The organism is Bartonella birtlesii IBS 325 (assembly GCF_000273375.1).
In the GTDB taxonomy this organism is placed as follows: Bacteria; Pseudomonadota; Alphaproteobacteria; order Rhizobiales; family Rhizobiaceae; genus Bartonella; species Bartonella birtlesii.
The window spans coordinates 1417970-1442996 of the sequence record NZ_CM001557.1 but is presented as its reverse complement, the minus strand read 5'-3'; the positions used below and the strand labels follow the sequence as shown (position 1 = coordinate 1442996).

Below are 25027 nucleotides of genomic sequence, written 5' to 3'. Positions count from 1 at the left end.
TTTAGAAAGGAATATGTCAAAGGCAAAATTTTAAAAACTTATCAAGATAAAGTTAACACAGGGCATTTAACCTGTTTAAAAATGCTACAAAACATAATATAAACAAAGTACTATTTAATTATTTATAAAAATAAAATACTGTTTACAACTCTCGTTTATAGATAAAGTTATAAAGCTGTTGCATTGATATTTAAGGGAAATCTTACGATGATTATACACAGCGTTTTAAAAAGTCCGCGGGGGAAGACAACACATTAATAAATAAACGAATCATACTGTCGTTTTGATAATTTTCGTTGATTTTGTTGATTTTAATGCGAATAATTTACCATTCTGTTTTTTGGAAATGTAGCTAATTTGAAGTCTATAGTATTTTGGGATATAAAATAAAGAGTCTTTTCATAAAGCCTATAAAATGTGAGGGAAAATTGTGTATTTGCTGATGGTTTTTCACTGAATTATTGCGTTTCTTGTTTTAAAAAGAGTTACTTTTTTCGTTATATTAGGCTGTCTTTTGCTAATTTTTAGAGCTGTTGCGTTGACAATTGAAGATTTTTCAGTCGATATGCATGCACGGATATTTTAGCAATTCGAGGTAAAGGTGTAAGAATAATGGCAGAACGATCACAACACCTGCAAGATGTATTTTTAAATACGGTACGCAAGCAAAAAATTTCTCTTACAATTTTTCTTGTAAATGGCGTTAAATTAACGGGTATTGTAACTTCGTTTGATAATTTTTGTGTCCTTTTGCGTCGTGATGGACATGCGCAATTGGTTTATAAGCATGCTATTTCTACAATTATGCCCGGACAACCGGTGCAGATGTTTGAAGGTGAAAATTCTGAATAAAAAAGTTATTTTACTTTAAGTCTCTTATCCCATTTTAAAAGTGCTTAATTGTTATGACAAATGAAAATGAGAGATTTTGTGATTTTTCTTCACAGATTGTAAGTCCGGTGCGTGCACTTGTTTTGGTACCGGTTTGCCGAGAAAATAAAAATGAACGTTCTTTAAGTGAATGTTCGATATCTTCTCGGGTTAAGGAGGCATTAGGGCTCGCGCACGCTATAAGGCTGGATATTGTGCATCATGAAGCGGTTAATATTTTTAAGCTTCGTCCTGCAACTTTGTTTGGGAAGGGAAAAGTGGATGCATTGGCTTATTACATAAATGAATATCATATTAAGCTTGTGATTGTAGATTATTTTTTAACACCAATTCAGCAACGTAATTTAGAAAAGTTATGGAACTGCAAAGTTATCGATAGGACAGCTTTGATTCTTGAAATTTTTGGAGAGCGTGCGCGAACAAAAGAAGGGATTCTACAGGTTGAACTTGCGCATCTGTCCTATCAAAAAAGTAGACTTGTGCGTAGCTGGACACATTTGGAGAGACAACGTGGTGGTCGTGGTTTTTTGGGGGGACCTGGTGAAACTCAGATTGAAGCGGATAAACGTCTTTTGCAAGAAAAAATTGTTCGTATCCGTCGCGAATTGGAAACAGTGATTAAAACACGAGCTCTTCATAGAGCTAAAAGAAAAAAAACATCTCATCCTGTTGTTGCTTTAGTTGGATATACAAATACAGGAAAATCAACTCTTTTTAATCGTTTAAGTGGTGCTGATGTCTTAGCGAAGGATATGTTGTTTGCAACACTTGATCCAACTTTGCGCAAAGTTGCTCTTCCTCATGGGAAAACCATTCTTTTGTCCGATACTGTAGGTTTTATTTCAAATTTACCAACGCATTTGATTGCAGCTTTTAGAGCAACTCTTGAAGAAGTCATTGAAGCTGATCTTATTCTTCATGTAAGAGATATGTCAGATTTTTCTCATCATGCGCATGCTCAAGATGTTTTAAAGGTGTTATCAGGTCTTGATATCGATATTAATGATACGGAACATATCATAGAAGTTTGGAATAAAATTGATTTATTGGACGAACAGGCACTCAATGTTTTGCAAACAAGCGCAAAGACACGGTTGAATCCTGCAATAATGGTATCTGCGCTCATGAATGAGGGACTAGATCAATTATTAATAGCAATTGAAAAGCGAATTTTTGGAGAAATGCAAAAGGTTGAATGCCTTTTAAGGCCTCATGAAATGTCACTTATTGATTGGTTTTATGAAAATTCTGGGAAAATAATACAAAAAGGACATAACGATGGTTCTGTTACCATTACGGCAGTACTTACTCGTAAAGCAAAAAAACATCTCGAGCATATCAAACAAAATATGAATTAAATTTTTAAAAGCTATTTTTGAATATTTATGCTTAAATCTTACGATTTTCTACTCTCAAAATAATATGAATTAAAGTTAAGAGGATAGTTACTACTTTCTCTTAAATAAAAATACAAAGTATTTTGTTGGTTGAAATAAAGATGAATCTTAAGCGTAATAAAGGACTGTTAACACACACGGTTTCGCAAAATGTGTTGGTCGTTTTGCTGTTAGCGGTGCTTTGTGCATCTTTGATTTGGTTATATTATTTTATGCAGCCACGAGGTTATCGAGCAACTTTAACATTTTCATTGTCTGATTCGGTAGGAAGGCCATTACCAATTGAAAAACAAAATAGCGTTGTTGCATTTTTACTTTCGCGGCCCATATTTTTAGATAATTCAGACTTACAGCATCTTTCTTCGAGTGCTTCTTATAAAAAAGGTTTTCTTGAAAATATTCACTTATCGCGTCATGGTGATCTCATCAGCCTTACTTTTGAAGCAGAAACACCTGATGCTGCTCAAGATGGGGTAGAAATTTTTTTTGCAGCATTTTCACAAGCGATCTTACAACAGAAACAAAAATTATTGTTAACAGAACAGCAAGAAAATCAACAATATGATGACGCTGCTTTACTCAATATAGTAAAGGGACTTCGCTCATCTTTTGATTATTTTATTCAACAGAATGTAAAACAAACAGAGCTTCATGATCTTTCTATACAATTAATGGAAGCAACTCTCAAGCGTATTCATTTAACGAGTTTGAATTCTACTATTAATATGATGCGCGAGAGAGGACAGTCTTTACTTTCTTTATCGTTTATTGCGAACAATGTATCAGTTGCTGCGTTGGAAGCTCAACGTAATCTTTTGGAAACGCAAAGAGCGCATATGGTTGCACAATTAGGATGGACACATCCTCAAATTAAAGCAATGTCTGCGGAATTAGAAGTTTTGTCTCAGCAATTAGAAAACAAAATTTTGCAGACCGTTCAGCAATTTCATTCAGATGAAGTTATTGCAACCGAATTTGAAGAACAGCTCAAAAAAAGGATGAGTATTTTTGTAGAAGGGCAATCTCAATCCTTGAAGCAAATGTTTAACGAGCTAGAAAATAAAATAAAAGCTGTGATTAATGCACAAAGAAAAGAGATGGATAAGGATTTTCTTTTTTGCAAAATACAAAAAATTCATATGGTTGTGCCAACAACATTAGTACCAATTTCTTTTGTGACGTTTCACGGAAAAAATATTATTGTTAGTGCATTTGTAAGTTTGATTATTTTTTTAATAGGAGGCTTATTATTTCGTCAATGCTCTAAAACCAAAATAGATCATTTGAGGTCTCGTGATTTTAAATCGGAAGAAAATAACTTAAAAGATCATGAAAGCGTCTTCGTTTCTCAAAAGGTAAAAAGCCTTGAAACTTTTGTTACAATAGAGGCATTATCTAATTTCCTAAAAAATTCCACTTCAACGGTTATTTCAATTATTGGTCCAGAATCTGCACGAACAGCAGCAAAACTTTCTCTGCATCTTATAAAAGAATGCAAAACAATTCTGTTGGTGGACATTTCTGGTCAACAAATAGAAAAAGTTATAGGTCCACACCGAGGATTGAGCGATATTTTAATGGGGAATGCTCAGTTGCAGGATGTTATTTATCATGATTATGATACGGGGGTCGATATTCTACCCCAAGGATTAACGAGTGCTGTTTCTGCACAAGATTTTTCAAATGATATCTTAAGGCTATTACAAGAATTTAAAAAAGATTATGACTTTATTATTTTAGAAATGGAGAGTGAACCCAAATATGGATTTGAGCAATTTGCAGAGCTAACAGATTGTTATATTTCTAGTATTGCTGTTAGTGCACAAGATTGGATACAGCAAATGGTGCGTAAGTTTCCGAAAACTATTTATCGTGTGATTGCATTATAAATATTGGAGAATATTAATCCCATTTTATAATACTGCTCTTGTTTTATGTTAGAGTTATAGTACATATTAGAACAGTCAGTATTTATATCTTGGCGTTTTAAAATGTGTTATGGTTGGAGAGGGACGTGGGGCCATTAGAGATGATAGTAGAGAGATTAAATGAGAGCGTTTTAACGCCATTGCAGAAGAAAAATCGCAAGCAAATTCGCCTGTGGCTTTATTTTATTTTACTGCTTTGTTTGGCAATTGTTTTTGTGGGGGGGGCTACCCGTCTAACGGGATCAGGGTTATCGATAACTGAATGGAAGCCGATTCACGGCGTCATTCCGCCCATTGGTGAAGAACAATGGCAGGAAGAATTTTTAAAATATCAACAAATAGCGCAGTATAAATTGCTTAATCGCGATATGACGTTAAGTGGGTTTAAGGTTATTTTTTGGTGGGAATGGGTGCATCGCATTCTCGGCCGTCTTGTTGGTATTATAGCTTTATTGGGTTTCATTTGGTTTTGGGTGACCAAGCGTGTTGAAAAAAATCTTTTACTTCAACTTATAATTGTACCTATTCTTATTGCTTTTCAAGGATTTATTGGTTGGTGGATGGTGGCTTCAGGAATTGGAGAAAGTAATCTAACAAGTGTAAGTCAATATCGTTTGGCATTTCATCTTATTACAGCATGTTTTGTTATTATGTTTGTTACTTATTTATCTCGAGGACTTACAGAATATTCCGAAAAACCAGCGGATCAAAGGATCCAATATTTTGCAGGTTGGCTTGTTGTTTTAATTTTAATGGAAATTTATTTTGGTGCTCTTGTAGCAGGGCTTCATGCTGGAAAAGTTTATAATACTTGGCCCTTTATGGACGGTCAGATTATCCCCGACGGATTGTTGCAGCATAGACCAGTTTGGCTTAATTTCTTTGAAAATTCCTTGACGGTGCAGTTTGTTCACCGCTTTTTTGCTTATTTTTTGTTTTTTGCAGCAGTTATTCACGCATTATATGTACAAAAGAACGTTCCAAACTCAACTCACTCCCGTCGTGCTCTTTTCGTTTGTGTTATGATCATCATTCAAGCACTTTTGGGTATTCTTACATTGTTACATGAAGTTCCCATAAGTTTGGGGCTTATTCATCAAAGTATTGCGTTAGCGGTTTTATGTTTTTCGGTTGCGCATTGGCGAGCAACAAAAGGTGCATATCGTGCCGTTGAATAAAAAATTACCTCTAGAGAGTTTAACTTCCAGAAAGCATTAAGTCGAGATTTTGAACAACAGACGCGGATGCACCTTTTCCCAAATTATCAAATATAGCACAGAGATTGAAAATGCCTTCGCGTTCATTGCCAAAAACGAATAATTTCATCTCATCTTTATGTGCTAAGCATTCTGGATTGAGTTTAGTGAGGGCATTTGTTTCTTCTTGTGATGCGATTGTTATGATATTTTGTCCATTGTAATGTTCTTTAAGAATTTCACGTAAATCAGAACAGTTTGCTGATTTTGTAAATAAATGGCGATGGAGTGGAATATTTACGATCATTCCTTGAGGAAAACAACCAACACTTGGTATAAAGATAGGTGTTTGACTGATTTGTCCATGCAGTTTAATTTCTGGAACATGTTTGTGTTCAAGATTGAGACCATAGATAAAATAATTTTCTCGAATATCCTTTTGCTGAGATTGATTTTCCATTTGTGCAATCAGTTGTTTTCCACCACCAGTATAACCCGATATTGCGTTAATTGATATTGAATAATTATCATCTAGTAGACCGGATTCACGGAGTGGTCTAATCAAGCTAACTGCTCCAGTGGGATAACAGCCTGGATTGCTTACATAGTGTGCTGCTTGGATACGTTTTTTTTGTCCCGCAGTCATTTCAGGAAAACCGTAGACCCAATCTGGTGCAGTACGGTGCGCTGTTGAACTATCAATAATTCTAATTTTTTTATTGTTTTTAAGCAATTTAACTGTTTCACGAGCGGCATCATCTGGAAGACATAAAATAGCAATGTCAGTTTGATTAAGATAGTCAAGTCGTATTTTAATATTATGTCTATCTGTATGAGCAAGAGAAAGTAATTTAAAATCTGAACGCTCCGCTAGCCGTTTTTGTATTTGTAAACCGGTTGTTCCATGTTCACCATCAATAAAAACTTTCATCGTCATTCTATTTGCCTTGAATTACTTTTTTTGCCATATTTTGCTTGTTATATTATAAATCATTTTAAATTGTTACCAATAAATTATTGAATTTTTTGAGATTATAGAGCGTCTTGTGTGTACAAAAGTGTGATAAGAAGAGTGCATGAGAAAAAGCTTATTTTTAATTTTTCGTACTTTTTATCAGGGAAGTTTTTTTGTTTATAGAACAAATGAAGCAAAGCTGAAAGCATTAATGGGACAAGACGTGAAACAAACAATCGCCTTTCTGCATTGTGTGAGACTGTTGTAGCCTATCAGAGAACATACAACAGCTAGACTATGGTCATCAAGATGAAAAAAAATTGTTCATGAAAACCGTGAAATGGAAACGCGATTTCTGAAAGATGGATTTAAATACAGCGATGAATTCTATAAAGTTATGTTTATCAAAAAAATATCCTATCACTGTGGTAGACCGTGATAAAAAGGGCAATATATCTATCTAAAAGATGACAATGGACAATATATCAAGAACTCTCATGGAGAAAAAATCCTTATTTTGATATGGTATTTTATGTTAATAATAAAATGAGATATACAAAATGATAATAAAAATTTAATAATTTTTATTATTGTTATTGAAAATAAAAAACAAATGTAAAATAATTTATGGATTATATAGTAATATTGAATTATTCAAGGATAGAAAAATGCAGCAGATTTTAAAATTATTAAGCGGGGTATTTCTATTTATTATGGCAGGATGTCATGTAGAGCAGTCTTCTCAAACAGTTGTAGATGCATGGGAGAAAATGGGCGCAGATCAAATTGAGATAAAAAAAGCCCTGTTAGAATGTGGAATGCAGCATTTTGATGGTCATCTTAATACAGAAATAAGCCTCGATGAAAAATTAAATGCTGAGGAAACAGAGCGTTTATGCATGATACAAGCAGGTTTCCATGATAAATTGGGGATGGTGAAGTGGTGTGAAAAGTATGAGCATCTTCCGATTTGTCAGCCCAATGCAGTTATTCCTCAGAGAAGTATCGATAGGCGTTTGAATAGTCCTTATTGTAAAGAGCATAAAGAACAACCTGAGTGTCAGCCTTAAATTTTGTTGTTGATGTAATAATTTACAGGCTCTACATTCTTGTTCTTGCATGCGTGTGCGAGATTGTCTTCTTAAGTATTTTTTCAATTGAATTCTAATTTATTGAAACAAGTCCATTAAAGGAGAGGAAAATGAAGGAAATTTTAAAATTATTAAGTGGAATAGCTCTTTTAAGTCCTGCTGGATAGTGAAAGCGCTACCGTATCGTCGTCTTAGTTTTCGGATCAATAGGTTATTTTGTAAATAATTTTTATTTAAATTATCTCGTATAGATTATTTAAAGGTAATATCTTCATTTTTATGAAGAAAAAATAATGTTAAAGAGCATTTTGGCAGTGTTTCATTAACTTAAGCATAAAATATTTATGATATAAGAGAGTTTTTTTGATTAAAAATTCTGTTTATTTATCTAAATCCTTGGTTTAGGTATTGGTAATTTTGTTATTAAAGGTGGATATATTTGTTGTTATATATTGCTGAGTATTTTTCTATGTTTTTGCTTCTATCGGAAAGATATGTGTAGTTTTATTTTTCATACAATCTGTTTATTTTATACTTTTAGCAATGTAATTGATATTCTATATTAAGGTTATCGTTTCAGCTTATCATTTTTGGTATTTGTTATAAAATTACAGCATATTTTATCTATAATTATTTTCAGAGTTTTCATTTTATAACATTTTTCTTATCAGAATAAGCTTAACCAATTTGTTTTTTGATAGGAAACGATAATACTGTTCTTAGACTGTTTTATATGAACTTTTTAAAAGGTTGCAAGCCTAAATTGTGTTTGCTTATTTTCTTTCTTTACATAAAATACGAAACGTATTATGCATGCCGTAGCTAATCCAATAATAATTAAATAATCTTTATTGTTTTATACTTATTGTACTTTTGTTTATGACTGATTGTTTGTCTGCATTTTTTGTTTTTGCTGAGAAAAAGAAAGTTTAAAGAGGAATGATGACTAGGGTATCTAAAAGTCACTTATGTTCGTGTGTTTTTACAACAGCTATTTTTTCTTTTTTATTAAACATAAGTGTTGAAGCGCGTTCCCACTCATCTTTATTACCGTTATGTGATGAAAGCCAATTACCTTATAAATGCAGTGATGGTGCAGAACATACAATTAGTAATAAAATATACAAATTTGTTAAATCCTCTAAAGAAGAGAAGGAGCGAGTTGTTATAATTGCACAAGAACCAAATACAATTATTCAAGCAAATCGTTTGCAAATTAGTAGTGTTGATAGTGTAGAGGATACTTATGGTGTAATGGCATTGCAAGGGGGAAAAGTTGTTTTGAATGATCCAAATTTTAAAGATATGACAACAGCTCTTAAAGCAGATAGAGGCACTATAGAGGTGAATCGTGGAACAGTTGAAGCGGCTGAGATAGGTGCTCATGCAGAAAAGCTGGGAGCATCTATTCTTTTAACAAATGCAAAAATTAGGATGAAGGGGCAGGGTCTTAATCAAGGAGTTGCTCTTTTTAGTGGTGCTGATGCGGTTATTAAGATGACGGGTGGAGAGATTGAGGTGACAAATGCAGCAGCGCTTTCTGTGGACATAGGGGGAAGTGCAACTTTAGAGGGGGTTAGTATTTCTGCCAAAAATCAGCAAGCAGACGAAGACAATGATATTGATCTTGCAGTTTTTACTGTAAATCAGCATGGTTCTATTTATGTGAAGAATAGCAATATTCTTGTGGCTGATGTTCATGGTTTATGGATGGGTTTAGATGTGAAGGCTCAATCAAACATGGATGGGGAAGAAAATATTTTAATTTCACGTGTTAATATTGAGGATTCGAAAGTTACTGTGACAGGTAAAAAACACGGTATGTATTTTGATATGGAAAAAGGAGGCGATAAATATCAACAAGGACTTGTTTTTTTGAAAAATACGGTTTTTGAGGTTCCAGATGGTATAGCTATTCATAGTTATAAGAGTAGTGGTTATATTGGTGTAACAGAAGGCACAAGGATCTCTGGTGATTTATTACTTACAGCTGAGGAGAAAGCCTCTATAGCAATTTTGGCTGACTCTTCTGATCTTATAGGAGGCACCCGCGTTGCTAATGATTCTGTTGCTGAACTTTATTTAACAGGGGGATCGAGATGGGTTTTGACAAAAAGAAAACAGGTGAATTCGCAAAATTTAAATCATGTGATTTCGTACGTTTCATTTGTAAAACTTTCTGATAGTTCTCTTGTCTTCGAAGCTCCAACTCTTCAAGAATATCAAACACTCTATGTTGGAAAGGGAAGAGAAGAAGTTTATAATGCACAGGAGAATGCACATATTTATCTTAACACGCATCTGAATGTTGATGGTTCGTTGAATAATCAAAAGACTGACCGACTTTTAATTCATGGTAGTGTTTCTGGAAAAACGACAGTTCATGTACAGTTTATTGTAGCAAATCAAGGAGAGGTACTAGATGGTGAAAATGTTAAAAACATTTCACTTATTCAAGTTTCTGGAAAAGCAGCAGAGGATTCTTTTCAGCTAAGTAGTTCTTATATCGCGCTGGAAGGTTTGCCTTATCAATATAATCTCTGTGCCTATGGGCCAGGTTCTTCTCTCGGGAATACAAAGACTTCTCAAAGATTAGTAAAAGGCGATGGAGATTTTTGGGATTTCCGTCTTGAAAGTAAATATATTCAAGCTGTTTCAGATATATCTCATTTACCTAATTCTGAGCTAAAGGTGAGGGATGTTGTTCCACAAATTCCAACTTATCTTCTTTTACCAAATGCGTTATTTCATGTTGGATTGATGGATATTAACAGTCAGAATAGACAATTGAAAATTATGCGTTCTACTTCTGGTAAACTGTTAAAAATCGATAGAGCTCCAGTGTTATCTGTTCATAGTTATGGTGGAAGTTATCATTATGTCTCAGATCTTTCTTTACTTGAATATGGTTATGGGGGTGCTCTTGATTATAATGCTTTAGAAGCAGGTATTTTGTTGAACACAATTGAAGGGGAAGCCAATACAACGTCTTTTGGAGTTATGGGAACTTACGGGAGAGTTTTTTTGCGTCCACGAGATGTTGAACAAAGTCAAAAAAGTATATTTAAAAAACAATCAATTACTGTATATGGTAGTATGGAACATGAGGCTGGCTTTTATGTGGGTGGTCTTTTATCCTATGGTCTTCTTAAAGGTAATGTTTTTACTTTTGCACGGGGAAAGGTAGCTACCTTAAAAGGGAATCCTTTAAATGTTTCATTTTCTACTGGTAAGGTATTTATTACTGGGTATGAGGGTTTTGTTTTTGATCCACAAATTCAATTTATCTATCAACATCTGCAGTTTCATAAGGTTCGTGATATTGATGGATTTGATATTGATATGGGAAAGCTTAATCAATGGGTGATGCGTGTTGGTGGACGTTTCAGCAAAATATTTGCAGAATTTGAAAAGGATCGTATCATTTCTCTTTATGGAAAGATTCATTTTTCTCATCGTTTTGAAGAGAAACAATTTGTGCATTTTAAAGATGCTTTCCAGTTAGGAGGCTTTGGGTCTTCCTTAGAAGTTGGTGTGGGTATAAATTCGCAATTGTCTTCTAAAATTACACTTTATGGTGATCTAGACTATCAGCGTAAGTTAACTAAGGTTGGTTTTTCTGGCATTCGTTTCTCTGGTGGATTACATTATCGCTTTTAGAATTAGTAGGATATGTGCAGGGAAGAGTTTCTAAGAATTGATGCTCATTGCTTTAAAAAAACTATTCGGATGGATTTTACGCTCTATAGCAACAATAGCGGGTAATTTTATGATCCCTCCGTCTTCGTTATGTCAGACAGCATAATAATAATGCTGATGAGGGAATGTATGCCGCTGCATGTCGCGTATAATACGATCAGCGTAGCCATAGGGTGCTATATAATCGATGAACTAGATAATATTTTTTCTTTTTTCCAATCAGCATTGAGCAAAAGTTCTCTCATTTTAAGCATAAAGTGATGATTTTTTTCATCTAAAAAAGCCCAAGTGGTAAAGTTGCAATAATTTTTCATGTTTATTTTTATATTGAAGCATTAAAATGATCATGGCACCCAAAGCTGTAATTGGATCTATGAGAGAGATGGTGTTGGATTTTTATTTACAGCTATTATCTTTATCTTTCCTTTAAAGGTTGTTCTAAAATTTTTGTAATAGGTTTAAAAAAATAAAAAATGAGGCGCCTATTTTAAAGTAATGATATTAGCTGTCACAGTCATGCCCGGAATAAATTTGAGCTTTTTGTAATTCAATTGGCTAAAATTGTACATTTTACATTTTAAAAGTTATGTAAGAATTTAAATAAAAAGGGTTACCGATATCTTTTGTTTCCATCAGGCTTTTGGCAGCTTTGAGTTGTTTGTGGCTTAAGAGATTTTGATGGTATAAAGGTTGGCTATCTAGGCGGCTATATCGAAAATGAAAGCGACCTATCTCATGATGACAATTGCTGAGTTTACGATAAAGCATGCGTTTTTCAAAAGCAAGGGTTTATGACAATGCTAAAGTAAAAGGTCATTTTGTAGACGTCTATGGTGATGCTAAAATTTATGGTAATGCTATTTTGAAGGCATGGCAATAAATGGTTATTGTGAGGTTTATGGCTATGATGATAACAGCGAATATGAAAGTGACGCTGCTTAATTGAATACGCGGGTACTACTCCCTTTTAAACATCTTATTTAAAATTTTATTTTCTTATAAGGAATTGTACCATGAAACAGGAATTTGCATTAACAGATGCAACACGCGTGTTTGATAATCGTGCCCTTTATCGCATTAAAACATTAAAAGACTTTGCTGATATCAAAGCTGGTACCTTAGGTGGTTTTATTGAACATGAAATAAATCTCTCTCATAATGGCGATTGCTTGGTTGCTGATAACGCCTATGTTTTAAAACCTGGGCGGTTTTTTTTAAATGCATGCGTTTTTGGCAATGCTGTCGTTGGTGGCTTTTTTATGGCAATGTACAGGTTTTTGATAGTGCAAGAATTATCAGTCATGTCCATATTTATGAAATATGCTCGTGCTTATGGTATGGTTATTGTAAATAAAATTGTATTTAATAATAAGTGTAATTACAATTGTATTTTATTTATATTTGTAATTTAAATCTAAAGGTTATAGTAAAAAAATATATTAATGATAATAAGTTTATTTTTTGACTTTATTTAATTAATATTCTGTCTTTATTTAAAATAAAATATTTAAGTTTTATTGAATATATTCAATATTATATAAAATCTTTACTTAAGAAGCTTATCCTGGAATTTTTTGCTGAAAAAGCAAAAAGAAAAATAAAGCTTCATATTTTCTTACAAAAGCTTTTTTAGAAAGATTATAACTAAAGAAAAATGAATTCTGAAAAAATGTTGAAAATTTATAGTTTATTCTTCATTTTTCAGTGTCATTACTGCTTTTTTATTTAATAATACGTTAATTGCATATATAATCCATTCTTAAATTTCGTTTAAAGCTTAAATTAATAGTATTTTATCTGTTATTGAATGTCTGTATTGATCTATAATCATAATATTAAATGCTCTAATTAACATATAAAACTTTGGTTGTTCTTACTGCCAAACAATCTATGCATATCAAAGTTATTTATATTTTTCCTATGCGAAATGCATATGTGAGCTAATTTTCGTAACCGATATCTTTTTTACAGTGAAAGGACGTATAGGCTGATTTGGATATTCATAAACTTTATATGGTTGCGAAGAATTACTGTTAGCGAGAGCTATTTAGTTTCTTTACAGTTTACAATTTTTTTTATCATTTTATCTTAAATAAGAGGATGTGTATTAATTTCTATTTCTCTATTTGATTTATTCCTAAAAGAGTGGAGTTATAATGATGTCAAAAAAAGTTATGATCGTGGAAGATAACGAACTGAATATGAAGTTATTCCGTGATCTTGTAGAGGCGAGTGGCTATGAAACCGTTGAAACGCGTAATGGTTTGATGGCATTAGATTTGGCTCGTTCATCAATGCCTTCTCTTATCCTTGTGGATATTCAGTTGCCAGAGGTGTCAGGGATTGATGTCATTAAACAATTAAAAGAGGATGAAGAACTTAAATCTATCCCCGTTGTTGCCGTAACAGCCTTTGCTATGAAGGGGGATGAAGAGCGAATTCGTGCAAGCGGATGTGAAGAATATATGTCAAAGCCTATTTCCGTTCCTCATTTTATTACAATGGTAAAGCACTTCTTAGACTGAAACCTTGTTAAATGATGGTAGAAAAAACGAATGAGAAACTGCTGTTATTCGCAAAAAAAGCCCCATCAAAAATGGAGCTCTATATGTCGCGCGAAAATTGAAATTAACGCTTTGAAAATTGGAAAGAACGACGCGCTTTTGCTTTACCGTACTTTTTACGTTCAACAACACGACTATCACGGGTAAGAAATCCACCTTTTTTTAAAATTGTGCGAAGCTCTGGCTCATAATAGGTTAAAGCTTTGGAAATGCCATGGCGTACTGCACCAGCTTGTCCGGAAAGGCCTCCGCCTGCAACGGTTGCAACAATATCAAACTGAGTATCTCTGTTCGTTGCAACAATTGGTTGACGAAGAATCATTCTAAGAACAGGACGAGCAAAATATTTGTCGAATTCCTTATCGTTAATAATGATTTTTCCAGAGCCTGGTTTGATCCATACGCGAGCAACAGCATCTTTACGTTTTCCTGTTGCATAGGCACGTCCTTGTGAATCAATCTTTTGTACGTGGATAGGAGCGACATTTTCATGAGTTTCTGCAATATTTGTTACTACACCATTTGTTATTGCACCAAGCTCAGAAAGAGAATTAATTTCAGCCATAATTAAGCAATCCTTTTGTTTTTGCGGTTTAGAGCACCAACGTCAAGAGCTTCAGGCTGTTGTGCTACATGCGGGTGTTGGCTTCCAGCATAAACACGCAGATTCTTCAATTGGCGACGGCCAAGTGGTCCACGAGGAATCATACGTTCTACAGCCTTTTCAACAACGCGTTCGGGAAAACGTCCTTCAAGAATCTGACGCGCTGTACGTTCTTTGATTCCACCAATATAGCCGGTATGCCAATAATATTTTTTATCTGTATATTTTTTACCGGTAAGAGATATTTTATCTGCATTGATCACAATAACATTGTCACCATCATCGATATGTGGAGTAAATGTAGCTTTATGTTTGCCACGTAAGCGATTAGCAATGAATGTGGCAAGACGACCTAAAACAAGGTTTTCTGCGTCAATAATAACCCATTTTTTCACCACTTCAGTTGGCTTTTGTGAAAAAGTTGCCATAGAAGTATCCTTTATTAAATCCCTTTAAAACTTAAGGGAATTTTTATTGCTTTGCGTTGAAGATTGTTATCATAGCGAAATATTTAACGCGTACTACTTGCTCTGATATAATGTCTTTTGGTTTACGTCAAGAGAAAATAAAAACTTATAAAACAGTACTTTATAATTGAGGTATTATAATACCACGCATTGGGAGGTATTGATGCACTTTTTAAATGAGAATAAATGCTGAGAAAGAAAGTTTTATCTTATAAGTCCTGATTGTATTTTATTCACCTTCATTATAAAATAAGTAATAATGCAGCGGTCTCTTTATTTTCTCAATGTCAAATCTTCTGCTTGTGGTCAGGCTTGGTTAGATGCCCTTGATATTCAAGGGGCCAATAACGCTCGTGCGATTTCTCAAAAATTTGGTCTTCCAGATCCGTTGGCGCGGGTTCTTTCAGCAAGAGATGTGGATGAATCTGAGGCTGTTGCTTTTATCAATCCAACACTGCGCACGTTAATGCCTGATCCAGAAAGTTTTAACGATATGCAATGTGCAGCAGAGCGTATTGTTAAAGCTATTTTGAATCAACAGAGGGTTGCAGTTTTTGGTGACTATGACGTTGATGGTGCTTGTTCATCAGCACTGGTAGCGCGCTTTTTCCGTTATTTTGGTATGGAAGTAAAAATTTATATTCCTGATCGTATCGTTGAAGGATATGGCCCAAATGAACAAGCAATGAGAATGCTCGTGCAAGAAGGTGCCCATTTAATTATTACCGTTGATTGTGGCGCAAATAGTCCAGATGCAGTAAAAGCAGCAAGGCTTGCAGGCGCTGATGTTGTAATTTTAGATCATCATCAAATGTCAGAGGTTCATCAAGAAGCTATTGCTCTTGTCAATCCTAACCGTCCCGATGATTTTTCTGGACAGGGGCATTTATGCGCTGCTGGCGTTGTCTTTGTTACATTAGCATGGGTTCATCATTTGTTGCGGAAGAAAAAATTTAAAGGAAAGCTTCCTGACCTTTTAAGTATGCTCGATCTTGTTGCGTTGGCGACTATATGTGATGTCGTTCCATTACAAGGCGTTAATCGTGCTTTTGTAGTTAAAGGGCTTCAAGTTGCTCGTTCCATGCATAATTTTGGGATAGCAGCTTTAACAAAGGTCGCGCGTATAGGTGAGCCGCTTAATAGCTTTCATTTAGGTTTTTTATTAGGTCCTAGAATTAATGCAGGAGGTCGTATTGGAGATCAGGCTTTGGGAGCGCGTTTGCTCAGCTGTAATAATAAAGATGAGGCTGAGAGAATAGCAGAACAATTGAATCAACTTAATCAAGAACGTCAAGAAATGGAAGGCATTCAATTAGCGCAAGCAGAAACTTATATTGATTCTCTTTATCAAGAGAGTGAAACACCACGGTCACTTGTCATTGCTCATCAAGAATGGCATCCGGGAATTATTGGTATTCTCGCATCTCGCTTAAAAGAGCGTTTTTTTTGTCCTGTTTTTGCAATTGCTTTGAAAGAAGATGGAAGTGGTGTGGGATCGGGACGCTCAATGAGCGGTATAGATTTAGGGGCACTTGTTCGTGAAGCTGTCACATTAAATTTATTAGAAAAGGGAGGGGGGCATAGTATGGCAGCAGGGATCACAATCCAATCGACAAAAATTGAAACTTTTAGAGCATGGCTAGAAGAAAAAGTCTCTTTAATGGTTTCGCAGTTGCGTGTTAAAAAGTCTCTCAATATAGATGGTTGTCTTTCTGCCTCTGGTGCTAATAAAGAGCTTTTTGAGATGATCGAAAAAGCAGGTCCATTTGGTTCAGGAAATAATACACCCGTTTTTGTTCTTCCTTCTCATCGGCTCGTTCATCTGAGTGAGGTTGGAAAAGGACATCTTCGCCTTGTTATTTCTAATATTGAAGGAAAAAAACTGCAAGGAATAGCTTTTCGTGCTGTAGGAACATCGCTTGGTGATTTTCTTTTTGAAAATATTGGCGAAATAATCCATTTGGCTGGTAATCTTAGCTTGAATTATTGGAATGGAACGATTAATCCACAACTGCGTGTGATTGACGCAGCAGCGGTAATTTAAGAGAGAGTTTTTTGGAAATTAGATGTCTAGATTGGAAGCAAAAGTAGAATTTTCTTGTATAAAACGAAACCGCGCTTCTGGTTTTGTTCCCATGAGACTCTCTACTGTATTTTTAGTTTCTTGCATTTCCATTGTATCAATAGAAATACGTAGCAGTGTACGTTTTTGAGGATGCATAGTCGTTTCTTTAAGCTGTTCAGCGCGCATTTCACCAAGTCCTTTGAAACGACCAATTTCGATTTTAGCTTTTCCGGTAAATTCTGTCTTCAGTAATTCATCCTTATGGGTATCATCACGTGCATAAGCGACTTTTCCTCCTTGTGATATTCTGTAAAGAGGAGGCACTGCAAGGTACAAATGTCCTTGACGAATAAGATCGGGCATCTCTTGAAAAAAGAAAGTAATGAGGAGAGAGGCAATATGAGCACCATCAACATCCGCATCGGTCATAATGATAATACGTTCATATCTGAGATCTTTTTCGCGATACTTAGTGCGCGTTCCACATCCAAGAGCAAGTATAAGATCGCCAATTGTTTGGCTTGAGTTCATTTTCTCGTGTGCAGCACTGGCTACATTTAGGATTTTCCCACGAAGAGGTAAAATTGCTTGATTTGCTCTGTTTCGCGCTTGTTTAGCGGAACCACCAGCAGAATCACCTTCAACAATGAATAATTCAGCACCAGCGGCAGAGTTTTGACTGCAATCTGCAAGTTTACCGGGGAGACGTAATTTACGTACAGTAGTTTTCCGACTTATTTCTCTGTCTTGACGCCGTCTAACGCGTTCTTCAGCACGTTCAACAACCCAATCGAGAAGTTTTGTGGATTCTTGTGGAGAATTTGTCAGCCAATGATCGAAAGGATCACGTATAGCATTCTCAACGATACGTTGTGCTTCGATGGTTGCTAATCGATCTTTTGTTTGTCCAACAAATTCAGGATTTCTGATGAAGATTGAAAGTATTGCAGCCGTTGAAATCATAACGTCATCGGATGTAATGATAGAAGCACGTTTGTTGCCTATTAACTCAGCGTAGGATTTCAATCCGCGCAAAAGAGCTTGGCGCAATCCCATTTCGTGTGTTCCCCCTTCTCCGGTGGGGATAGTATTGCAGTAAGATTGTACGCAGGCATCACCACCATGCCAAGCGATAGCCCATTCAACGGAGCCATGACCATTACATTGTTTTGTTTTGCCGGAAAAAATTTCCGACGTTACTCGATATTCATCTTTCAGAGATGAGAGTAAATAGTCTTTAAGGCCATCAGGGAAGTGAAAAATAGCTTTTTCAGGAATATTTTTTGTTTGTTCGAGTATGATAGGGTCGCAATTCCAGCGAATTTTTACGCCGCCAAAAAGATAAGCCTTGGAGCGTGCCATCTTATAAATTTTTTCTGGATCAAAAGCTGCTTTTTCACCAAAAATTTTACTATCAGGATGAAAACGAACGCGTGTGCCACGACGATTATAAACATCACCCAAATCTTCCAATTCAGATTGAGGAATACCGCGTGAAAAGCGTTGTCGATAAAGTTTTCGTTCTCGTGCTACTTCGACTTCCATATCATCGCAAAGAGCATTAACAACAGAAATTCCTACTCCATGAAGCCCTCCAGCAGTTTGATAAGCTTTTCCATCAAATTTTCCACCTGAATGGAGTTGTGTCATAATGACTTCAAGAGTAGATTTATCAGGCATTTGAGGATGGTTTTCGACAGGAATGCCACGTCCATTATCTGTAACCGTTAAATAGCCGTTTCTATCTAGCGATACATCAATTAAATCTGCATAACCAGCGACAGCTTCATCCATGGCGTTATCAATAATTTCGGCAAATAAATGATGAAGTGCTTTACTATCTGTTCCACCAATATACATTCCAGGACGTAAGCGCACAGGCTCTAAACCCTCAAGCACTCGAATAGAGAGGGCATTATAGCTATCTTCTTGCGTATCTTTCGTATTTTTTTTCGAAGCCATTGCTTCTGACTTCATAGGGAATTTTAGATTTTTTTCTTTTGCATTTACCCGAGACTGTGCATTATTTAAAATACTAAAAAGATCTTTACTGTTATCGCTCATAGCGTTTGATTATCCACCTCACAAAATAAAATTTTCATGAAAATAAATTTATGCCTGTTTTTTATTTAAAAATCAATGCACTTAGGGAACATCAATTGTTGGACCGAAAATTTGTTCAAATTCTTTTTTGAGAACAATATCAATATCATGTATTTTTACAGGGAAACCTAAATCAAAAAAGCTGGTTACACCGTAATTTGTGATTCCACAGGGAACAATCCCTGAATAATGCGCTAAATTTGGATTAACATTGATAGAAATGCCATGAAAACTTACCCATTTGCGTATACGAATGCCAATAGCTGCGATTTTATTTTCGGGAGAGAAATCGCTTTGTGTAGAAAAGCAATTGGGACATTTAACCCAAACACCAACGCGATCTTCGCGACGTTCACCTTTGATATTGAATTTCGCAAGCATTTGTATGATCCATTCTTCTAAGGCACTAATAAAAGCACGGATGTCTTGTTTTCGGCGTTTAAGATCAAGCATAATATAAGCAATACGTTGACCTGGACCATGATATGTAAATTCACCACCGCGGCCTGCTTCATAAACAGGAAACAAATGAGGTGCTAAAAGATCTTTTTTGTTTGCACTCGTACCAGCTGTATAAAGGGAAGGATGCTCAAGAAGCCAAACTTGTTCATGCGCATTTTTTGCAAGAATGTTTTCTACACGCTCTTGCATATAACGAAGTGCTTCAGGATATTCGATCAAGTTATTACTTATTTTCCATTCAACTGGTGGATTCCCGAGGACTGTTTTAAACTGATGTGGTAAATGATTACGATCAGTATGTTTTAATTCAAATGTCATGAGCAATATTTATATTGGTATTCGAGTTCGCGTTAAAATCAGTAAAAGAGTTACAGGGTAAGATATGAAATTGTTTATTAAAATTAAGATAACACAATAATGAATTTTAGTTTAAGAAAATTCGCTATGCTTAAAAATATGCGCTCCTTTTACCACCTTCCTGTTGCACCGCCACCACCTGATGATCCACCACCACCTCTAAATCCTCCGTCTCCTGAATGGCTACCATAGATTCCACCAGATCGTCTGCCCGCAGCATTTAAATTTAAAAACCAAGGTGTGAAGATTATACCCATCCAGAGATATTTTTGTGGACCTACTTTTTTACCAAAAATCATCGCAAAAATGGGTAAACCAACCATTATAAAAAAGATTAAAAACATAATTGTATTGATTATCATTTCTTCTTGTTCGGCTTGTTTACGTTTTTCTTCAATAGCCCTAGCTTTTTCCTTGATTCGAAAAGAAAAATCAGAATCATTTTCTGTAATAACTTTTATAATTGCATGAACGGCTTCGACAATTCCTTTTTGATAATTTCCTTCACGGAAATTTGGAAGAACGAAGTTATTAATGATGACTGAGGACATAGCGTCTGTTAGCTCTCCTTCCAAACCATAGCCCACTTCAATACGTACTTCGCGTTCATTTGGTGCAATGACGAATAATACACCATTATTGATCTGTTTTTGACCTAATCCCCATGTACGAAAAAGAGAATTGCTATATGCCTCTATACTGTTTCCTGAAAGGGTGGGCAGAGTTACAATAACAATTTGATCTCCTGTTTGCTCTTCGAGTATAGCCAGTTTTTCTGTTAAATTCTTTTTTGTTGCATTATCAAGCAAATGAGCTACATCGTTGACATAGCCAGTTAAGGGAGGAAACTTAGTTTGCGAGTAAGCAACACTTCCCAATGCAACAACCAAATATAGAGCACTCAAAAAAGCCCATAAGCGTGGAAAAACACTACATTGCATAGAATGTCGAAACGGTTTCATTAATTAAAATTGACTTTCGGTGTTTGTTGGCTATTGGTATCGATGGTAAAAGTTGGCATAGGCTTAGCATCACGAAACCATAATTTTGCCCAAATCATAGTTGGTATTGTTTTGAGGGCTGTATTGTAGGCACGTACGGCTTCGATATAATCACGGCGCGCAACAGAAATACGGTTTTCAGTTCCTTCTAATTGTGATTGAAGAGCAAGAAAGTTCTGATTTGCTTTAAGATCAGGATAGTTTTCGACAACAGCCATAAGACGTGAAAGTGCGCTTGATAAACTTGCTTGATTGTTGAGATATTGTTTCATTATTTCTGAGTTATTCAACATATCTGCATTGATATTTACTTGCGTTGTTTTAGCACGTGCTTCAATAACATTCGTAAAGACAGTTTGTTCATGGGCAGCATAGGCTTTGACAGTTTCCACGAGATTAGGAATGAGATCTGCACGACGTTGATATTGGTTTAGCACTTCACTCCATGCGGCATGTGCTTTTTCTTCATTTGTTGGGATCGTATTAAATCCGCAGCCAGTTAAAAGTGGTATTAGAAATGCCAAGAGGATAGCGCTTGAAAATTTCCTTAATATTTTAGCTATAGGATGAGTAAATATCATTGAAGCATTTCGTATATTTAACATAAAGATATCTCCGTGAACATTTTATGTATTATATGGGATGTATATTTTCAATGAAAAGTATTTTGAATTTTGTGAAAATAATTTCATGATGAAATTCGTATAGTTATGAATTTTATAGTGTTGAAGTCATTGATTAAAATTAAAATAATTTCCTAATTTATATTTTGTGCAATATTTATGTAAACTGTTATTATAACAGGTTATTTTTTTATCTTTTATTTTAGAAATTATTTTTTAAAAGATAGAAATAAGAGAGATAATTTGGAAGGATCTTAAAGGACATTGAGGGTGAGAAGATAAAGCTTTTGCTAATATTTAAAAAATGCAAATAAGAGGAATGTTTAAAAAGGAAAAATATTAAGTATTTTTCTTTTAAAATAATGTGTTAAATTTAATTCCTAATGTTAAAAATAGAGAAAAAATTTGCTCATGTGTGAGCCAATAAGAAGAAAATAGTCACTATGTAATGACACAACCATTTTGAAATTATCGATAATATAAATTGCGTAGGTTTAAAGAATGGTACAGGCTTTGCTTTTTAGGGAGAAAAACCTTAAAAGGAATAATCGTTTGAAACTTTTATAAGCTTATAGATTAAGTTCATTAAGGGCGTATAAAAGAATTTTTAAAAAGATGATTTTATAACCACGGTATTTTTTACCGGAGTAGAAAATAAAGGTAATAGAATTCACAATGTTATGTCTTATGAATTAAAAGCCTTTTAGTGATAAACGCAAGCAAGCGAAATTTAAAACCGTTGTGACATTATAAAGGCATAGGATTTTACTCAATTTTGAGTCAAAAGCGACGATGTTTAGAAAATGCTCTATTCTAAAGTTAACAAGCACCAAAGTGGGTTAGTTAATTTGCCAACTCAAAATTAAGCCAGCTAATTTGCAAAGAAGTTAGGTTTGAGTACAAAAAATAAATCATGCATAAAAATGTGAACTCATAGAAAATAATTCAAATAACATATTGATTTATTTATATTTTTATATAATATAATAGCGTTTGGTACTCAAAACACGGCATCAAGTTCGTTGTTACGCTTTTCCCATAAGAGTATTCTATGGCATAAGTACACCCGACAAAGTTACTATATATGCTTTTAAAACTATATTATGCGATTTATGAAACGGTTGTATTATTTTTCGAATATACATTTATAATATTTAGAAACGCTCTTATCACGCGTATTTTTATCTTTATAAGCTATCAGTTTTTTTACTCAATAGTTTTTAAGATTTCTGTTAATTTCTCTTATAACTTAATAGCCTTTGTATAAAGCTATCATTTTAAATTACGGTATAATCTTTTAAAGGCAATTCAAAGTACAGTGTTTAAAAGTACAAAACTTCTTTTTTAGAATAACGCGTCATAAACTATTTTTTTAAGAGTGTATGTAATCAACTTACAAAAGAGATATAGCTATATTCTACACCGCTTGTGAGGTTATATGTCTTATAAGTCTATTCGGTTTCTCTTATTTCTAATTGTGGTAGTTTTTTCACGATTTTCATTGTTTCTAAACTTACAGTAATAACCCTTTGAAATAATTCTAATGGATAAGCAGGGTTACCAATGGTTTCAACAGCATAGCGATTGGCATCATTAACAATGCCACTCTTTTTATCAGTCTTGACGCATTGACGCCCCATAACCCATTCAAGAGCGGGCTTGCCATTGACGATATATTCATAAGCTTCAAGAGGAATGTCTGTCATTGTGATATTGCTGTTATAAATAACAGTTGATTTATCTTTCTCTTTACCTGCTTTTGCGAACTTCATTTCAGTCACATAATAAAACTTTTCTGGATTAGAGATGTCAGTTAATTTTGGATTACCCTTTTTAAAGGTCACTGGATAAGGCTCCACATCTTCATAGTTTACATGCAAATGACCCAGTTCACGCCCTGCTGTTACAAATTTCCAAAAATCCTCAGCACTCTTTACACAAGGGATACGAGGCAATTCTTTAGAGAGGTTATCAGCATAACGGGTACGATAATCTTCAGAATGTAAAATTCCGTAGACATAATAAAACAGATCATCTTTTGTGAGTGTTTCATTAGGATAAGCTGCTTCAAAATGTGCTAACCCTTCATCAGTTATGGCATCACGCCATTGTAAACCAGTATTTTCACTTTCTTTTGTAGAATTTAAAAATAAATGAGTTTGTTTCTTGTTTCTATCTTTTGAGACCCTAATGTCTTCGTAAATATAGCGTGGAAAGCATTGACCTTTTTCTATTGCATCCAGATTAGGCAAAACTTTACTCATCAAGACAGAAAATCCACATCTTGCTCCTATGCCTGTAACTTGTATTGCCTTATTTTCAACCGCCTTTTCCGTAGGAAACATATACGGTATTTGAGAGACTGCTTCATTGAAAATACGATCATAATAAAGCCATTGTTGTGTAAAAGGACGATACAAACTTTGAGCAAGGCATGCATCTTCAAACTCAAAAAGCTTTCCTTTTGTTAACTGTTGTTTTAGCTTAAGGCTCCAGCTAATTTTTTTTGCATCCGTGTTAACAAAATCATCTACAGCATTTATATGTGCTTTACGATCAGCATGTGTATGAACGTTATTAAAACATACTACTTCACTATTATAGAAAGCAATCATATTACTCATATTCTTCGCTAAAGATTCACGGTTCGAATTATATGCCCAAGCATCACGATTTGTTGAAATACCAAGAGAATAAGTCTCAAAGAGCTTTTTACAATGCCCTTTTTTGTCACCTAAAGCTAAAAATGTTTCAAAATTGTTATCACGTTGATGTATCCAATCACCATGCTTGTCTGGTGTAATTATTTGCCAACTCTTTTTATTTGTAATGCCACTAATGCTACTCAAATACTCAAGAGTTGTAAGTTTTTCTTTTGTTGTGAGATTATTACCGATGTCATGATAGTAAATTTTACAATCTCCAAAAACATTAGGATTTTTTATAAATAATGTTACAGCGATACCTGTCATGCTACCACTGCTAAAGACATTTTCTCCTTCTTGAGTTGCTCCATTGCTTAACATATTTTTGCGTATATCCCCCCGTAAATTGAGTACATAAATGCTCGTAAATTCTTTGGCTAAAGATTTTCGTAAACCGTCCATTGTAGACTTTTCTATATAACTAGAACCAGAAACAAAGCCGATTATTCCAGCATTATCAATACGATCACTAGCCCAACGAATAGCACGAATATAACTATCATACAGACCTCTTATAAGGCTTGCCTTCGATTGAGCCGCATAAGTTTCACGGATACGGTCATCTAATAGGGGATAAGGAGTGTTCTTTGCATTGTCATTGGCATTTTTTTGTCCTACCGAATAAGGGGGGTTACCAAAGATAACTTTGATATTCAGTTTTTTCTGATGTTCTAAATATTCACTATTTTCTTTAAATAATTTTTGTAGCAGATTTTTTTCTTCAAGCATCCGAAACGTATCGGTTAAACCAATATGCTTGAAAGGAATATAATTCCCTTTCATAAGACTATGATAGGTCGATTCAATGTTAATCGCTGCTATGTAATAGGCGAGCAAGACAATCTCATTGGCGTGGATATCATGACGGAACTTATATTCCATATCCTCTGGTTTTATCAGTTTAGATTGTAAAAGCCTT

The 25027-nt window shown here is 34.6% G+C and carries 17 protein-coding genes and 1 pseudogene; 10 read left to right on the top strand and 8 right to left on the bottom strand.

Annotated elements, in window-relative coordinates; genetic code table 11:
• Nucleotides 1-612: 612 nt before the first annotated feature.
• From hfq to QWU_RS06865, 4 genes are all read left to right on the top strand, one after another.
• Nucleotides 613-852 carry an RNA chaperone Hfq gene (gene hfq, locus QWU_RS06880; RefSeq protein WP_006589562.1) on the top strand — a complete coding sequence of 80 codons (240 nt, stop codon included), beginning with the start codon at nucleotides 613-615 and terminating at the stop codon, nucleotides 850-852.
• 53 nt (nucleotides 853-905) lie between these two features.
• Entirely contained in the window at nucleotides 906-2249 is a 1344-nt protein-coding gene (gene hflX, locus QWU_RS06875) for a GTPase HflX (protein WP_017196470.1), read from the top strand.
• Between the two features lie 140 nt (nucleotides 2250-2389).
• Nucleotides 2390-4177 carry a membrane protein gene (locus tag QWU_RS06870; RefSeq protein WP_017196469.1) on the top strand — a complete coding sequence of 596 codons (1788 nt, stop codon included), beginning with the start codon at nucleotides 2390-2392 and terminating at the stop codon, nucleotides 4175-4177.
• A 125-nt stretch (nucleotides 4178-4302) separates the two neighbouring features.
• On the top strand, nucleotides 4303-5394 hold the full coding sequence (locus QWU_RS06865; RefSeq protein WP_006589565.1) for a COX15/CtaA family protein: 1092 nt from the start codon (nucleotides 4303-4305) through the stop codon (nucleotides 5392-5394).
• Nucleotides 5395-5413: 19 nt separating this feature from the next.
• Here QWU_RS06865 and argC read toward each other — a convergent pair whose 3' ends face one another.
• Entirely contained in the window at nucleotides 5414-6349 is a 936-nt protein-coding gene (argC, locus tag QWU_RS06860) for an N-acetyl-gamma-glutamyl-phosphate reductase (RefSeq protein ID WP_006589566.1), read from the bottom strand.
• A 686-nt stretch (nucleotides 6350-7035) separates the two neighbouring features.
• Here argC and QWU_RS06850 point away from each other — a divergent pair.
• The 5 genes and pseudogenes from QWU_RS06850 (at nucleotide 7036) to QWU_RS06825 (ending at nucleotide 13682) form a co-directional block, all read left to right on the top strand.
• Nucleotides 7036-7437 carry a hypothetical protein gene (locus QWU_RS06850; protein WP_006589567.1) on the top strand — a complete coding sequence of 134 codons (402 nt, stop codon included), beginning with the start codon at nucleotides 7036-7038 and terminating at the stop codon, nucleotides 7435-7437.
• A 963-nt stretch (nucleotides 7438-8400) separates the two neighbouring features.
• Complete coding sequence (locus QWU_RS06845) at nucleotides 8401-11118, top strand: autotransporter outer membrane beta-barrel domain-containing protein (protein WP_017196465.1); 2718 nt, start codon at nucleotides 8401-8403, stop codon at nucleotides 11116-11118.
• A 704-nt stretch (nucleotides 11119-11822) separates the two neighbouring features.
• A pseudogene (locus QWU_RS10035) lies at nucleotides 11823-12025 on the top strand (hypothetical protein); the annotation flags it as partial.
• 145 nt (nucleotides 12026-12170) lie between these two features.
• Nucleotides 12171-12569, top strand: coding sequence for a hypothetical protein (locus tag QWU_RS10395; RefSeq protein WP_240532165.1), 399 nt, complete (start codon nucleotides 12171-12173; stop codon nucleotides 12567-12569).
• Between the two features lie 747 nt (nucleotides 12570-13316).
• Entirely contained in the window at nucleotides 13317-13682 is a 366-nt protein-coding gene (locus tag QWU_RS06825; RefSeq protein WP_006589570.1) for a response regulator, read from the top strand.
• Between the two features lie 103 nt (nucleotides 13683-13785).
• On the opposite strand, the gene rpsI is transcribed toward QWU_RS06825, so the two are convergent.
• Together rpsI and rplM are read right to left on the bottom strand one after the other, a co-directional pair.
• The gene (gene rpsI, locus QWU_RS06820; protein WP_006589571.1) at nucleotides 13786-14286 is read right to left on the bottom strand and encodes a 30S ribosomal protein S9; all 501 of its coding nucleotides are present in this window, start codon (nucleotides 14284-14286) and stop codon (nucleotides 13786-13788) included.
• A 2-nt stretch (nucleotides 14287-14288) separates the two neighbouring features.
• Nucleotides 14289-14753 (bottom strand): 50S ribosomal protein L13, encoded by a 465-nt coding sequence (gene rplM / locus QWU_RS06815; RefSeq protein WP_017196462.1) that lies wholly within the window; start codon nucleotides 14751-14753, stop codon nucleotides 14289-14291.
• Nucleotides 14754-15051: 298 nt separating this feature from the next.
• On the opposite strand from rplM, the gene recJ reads away from it, so the two are divergent.
• Nucleotides 15052-16836, top strand: coding sequence for a single-stranded-DNA-specific exonuclease RecJ (gene recJ / locus QWU_RS06810; protein WP_017196461.1), 1785 nt, complete (start codon nucleotides 15052-15054; stop codon nucleotides 16834-16836).
• 18 nt (nucleotides 16837-16854) lie between these two features.
• On the opposite strand, the gene parE is transcribed toward recJ, so the two are convergent.
• From parE to QWU_RS09350, 5 genes are all read right to left on the bottom strand, one after another.
• Nucleotides 16855-18921 (bottom strand): DNA topoisomerase IV subunit B, encoded by a 2067-nt coding sequence (gene parE, locus QWU_RS06805; protein ID WP_006589574.1) that lies wholly within the window; start codon nucleotides 18919-18921, stop codon nucleotides 16855-16857.
• An 81-nt stretch (nucleotides 18922-19002) separates the two neighbouring features.
• Entirely contained in the window at nucleotides 19003-19740 is a 738-nt protein-coding gene (gene lipB, locus QWU_RS06800; protein ID WP_006589575.1) for a lipoyl(octanoyl) transferase LipB, read from the bottom strand.
• Nucleotides 19741-19889: 149 nt separating this feature from the next.
• Nucleotides 19890-20741, bottom strand: coding sequence for a TPM domain-containing protein (locus tag QWU_RS06795; protein WP_006589576.1), 852 nt, complete (start codon nucleotides 20739-20741; stop codon nucleotides 19890-19892).
• Nucleotides 20741-21385: a LemA family protein gene (locus QWU_RS06790; RefSeq protein ID WP_017196459.1), complete on the bottom strand. Its 645-nt coding sequence runs from the start codon at nucleotides 21383-21385 to the stop codon at nucleotides 20741-20743. The genes QWU_RS06795 and QWU_RS06790 overlap by 1 nt, the downstream gene beginning before the upstream one ends.
• Before the next feature lie 1469 nt (nucleotides 21386-22854).
• On the bottom strand, nucleotides 22855-25027 hold a 2173-nt coding region (locus QWU_RS09350), incomplete at its 5' end, for a type ISP restriction/modification enzyme (protein ID WP_035462012.1).

Excerpts from the sequence above, each read along its gene's own strand:
- rplM (WP_017196462.1), bottom strand. The coding sequence starts at position 14,753 with ATGGCAACTTTTTCACAAAAGCCAACTGAAGTGGTGAAAAAATGGGTT.
- QWU_RS06795 (WP_006589576.1), bottom strand. The coding sequence starts at position 20,741 with ATGAAACCGTTTCGACATTCTATGCAATGTAGTGTTTTTCCACGCTTA.
- QWU_RS06850 (WP_006589567.1), top strand. The coding sequence starts at position 7,036 with ATGCAGCAGATTTTAAAATTATTAAGCGGGGTATTTCTATTTATTATG.
- QWU_RS06825 (WP_006589570.1), top strand. The coding sequence starts at position 13,317 with ATGTCAAAAAAAGTTATGATCGTGGAAGATAACGAACTGAATATGAAG.
- parE (WP_006589574.1), bottom strand. The coding sequence starts at position 18,921 with ATGAGCGATAACAGTAAAGATCTTTTTAGTATTTTAAATAATGCACAG.
- argC (WP_006589566.1), bottom strand. The coding sequence starts at position 6,349 with ATGACGATGAAAGTTTTTATTGATGGTGAACATGGAACAACCGGTTTA.
- recJ (WP_017196461.1), top strand. The coding sequence starts at position 15,052 with ATGCAGCGGTCTCTTTATTTTCTCAATGTCAAATCTTCTGCTTGTGGT.
- lipB (WP_006589575.1), bottom strand. The coding sequence starts at position 19,740 with ATGACATTTGAATTAAAACATACTGATCGTAATCATTTACCACATCAG.
- QWU_RS06845 (WP_017196465.1), top strand. The coding sequence starts at position 8,401 with ATGACTAGGGTATCTAAAAGTCACTTATGTTCGTGTGTTTTTACAACA.
- QWU_RS06790 (WP_017196459.1), bottom strand. The coding sequence starts at position 21,385 with ATGTTAAATATACGAAATGCTTCAATGATATTTACTCATCCTATAGCT.
- hfq (WP_006589562.1), top strand. The coding sequence starts at position 613 with ATGGCAGAACGATCACAACACCTGCAAGATGTATTTTTAAATACGGTA.
- QWU_RS06870 (WP_017196469.1), top strand. The coding sequence starts at position 2,390 with ATGAATCTTAAGCGTAATAAAGGACTGTTAACACACACGGTTTCGCAA.
- hflX (WP_017196470.1), top strand. The coding sequence starts at position 906 with ATGACAAATGAAAATGAGAGATTTTGTGATTTTTCTTCACAGATTGTA.
- rpsI (WP_006589571.1), bottom strand. The coding sequence starts at position 14,286 with ATGGCTGAAATTAATTCTCTTTCTGAGCTTGGTGCAATAACAAATGGT.
- QWU_RS10395 (WP_240532165.1), top strand. The coding sequence starts at position 12,171 with ATGAAACAGGAATTTGCATTAACAGATGCAACACGCGTGTTTGATAAT.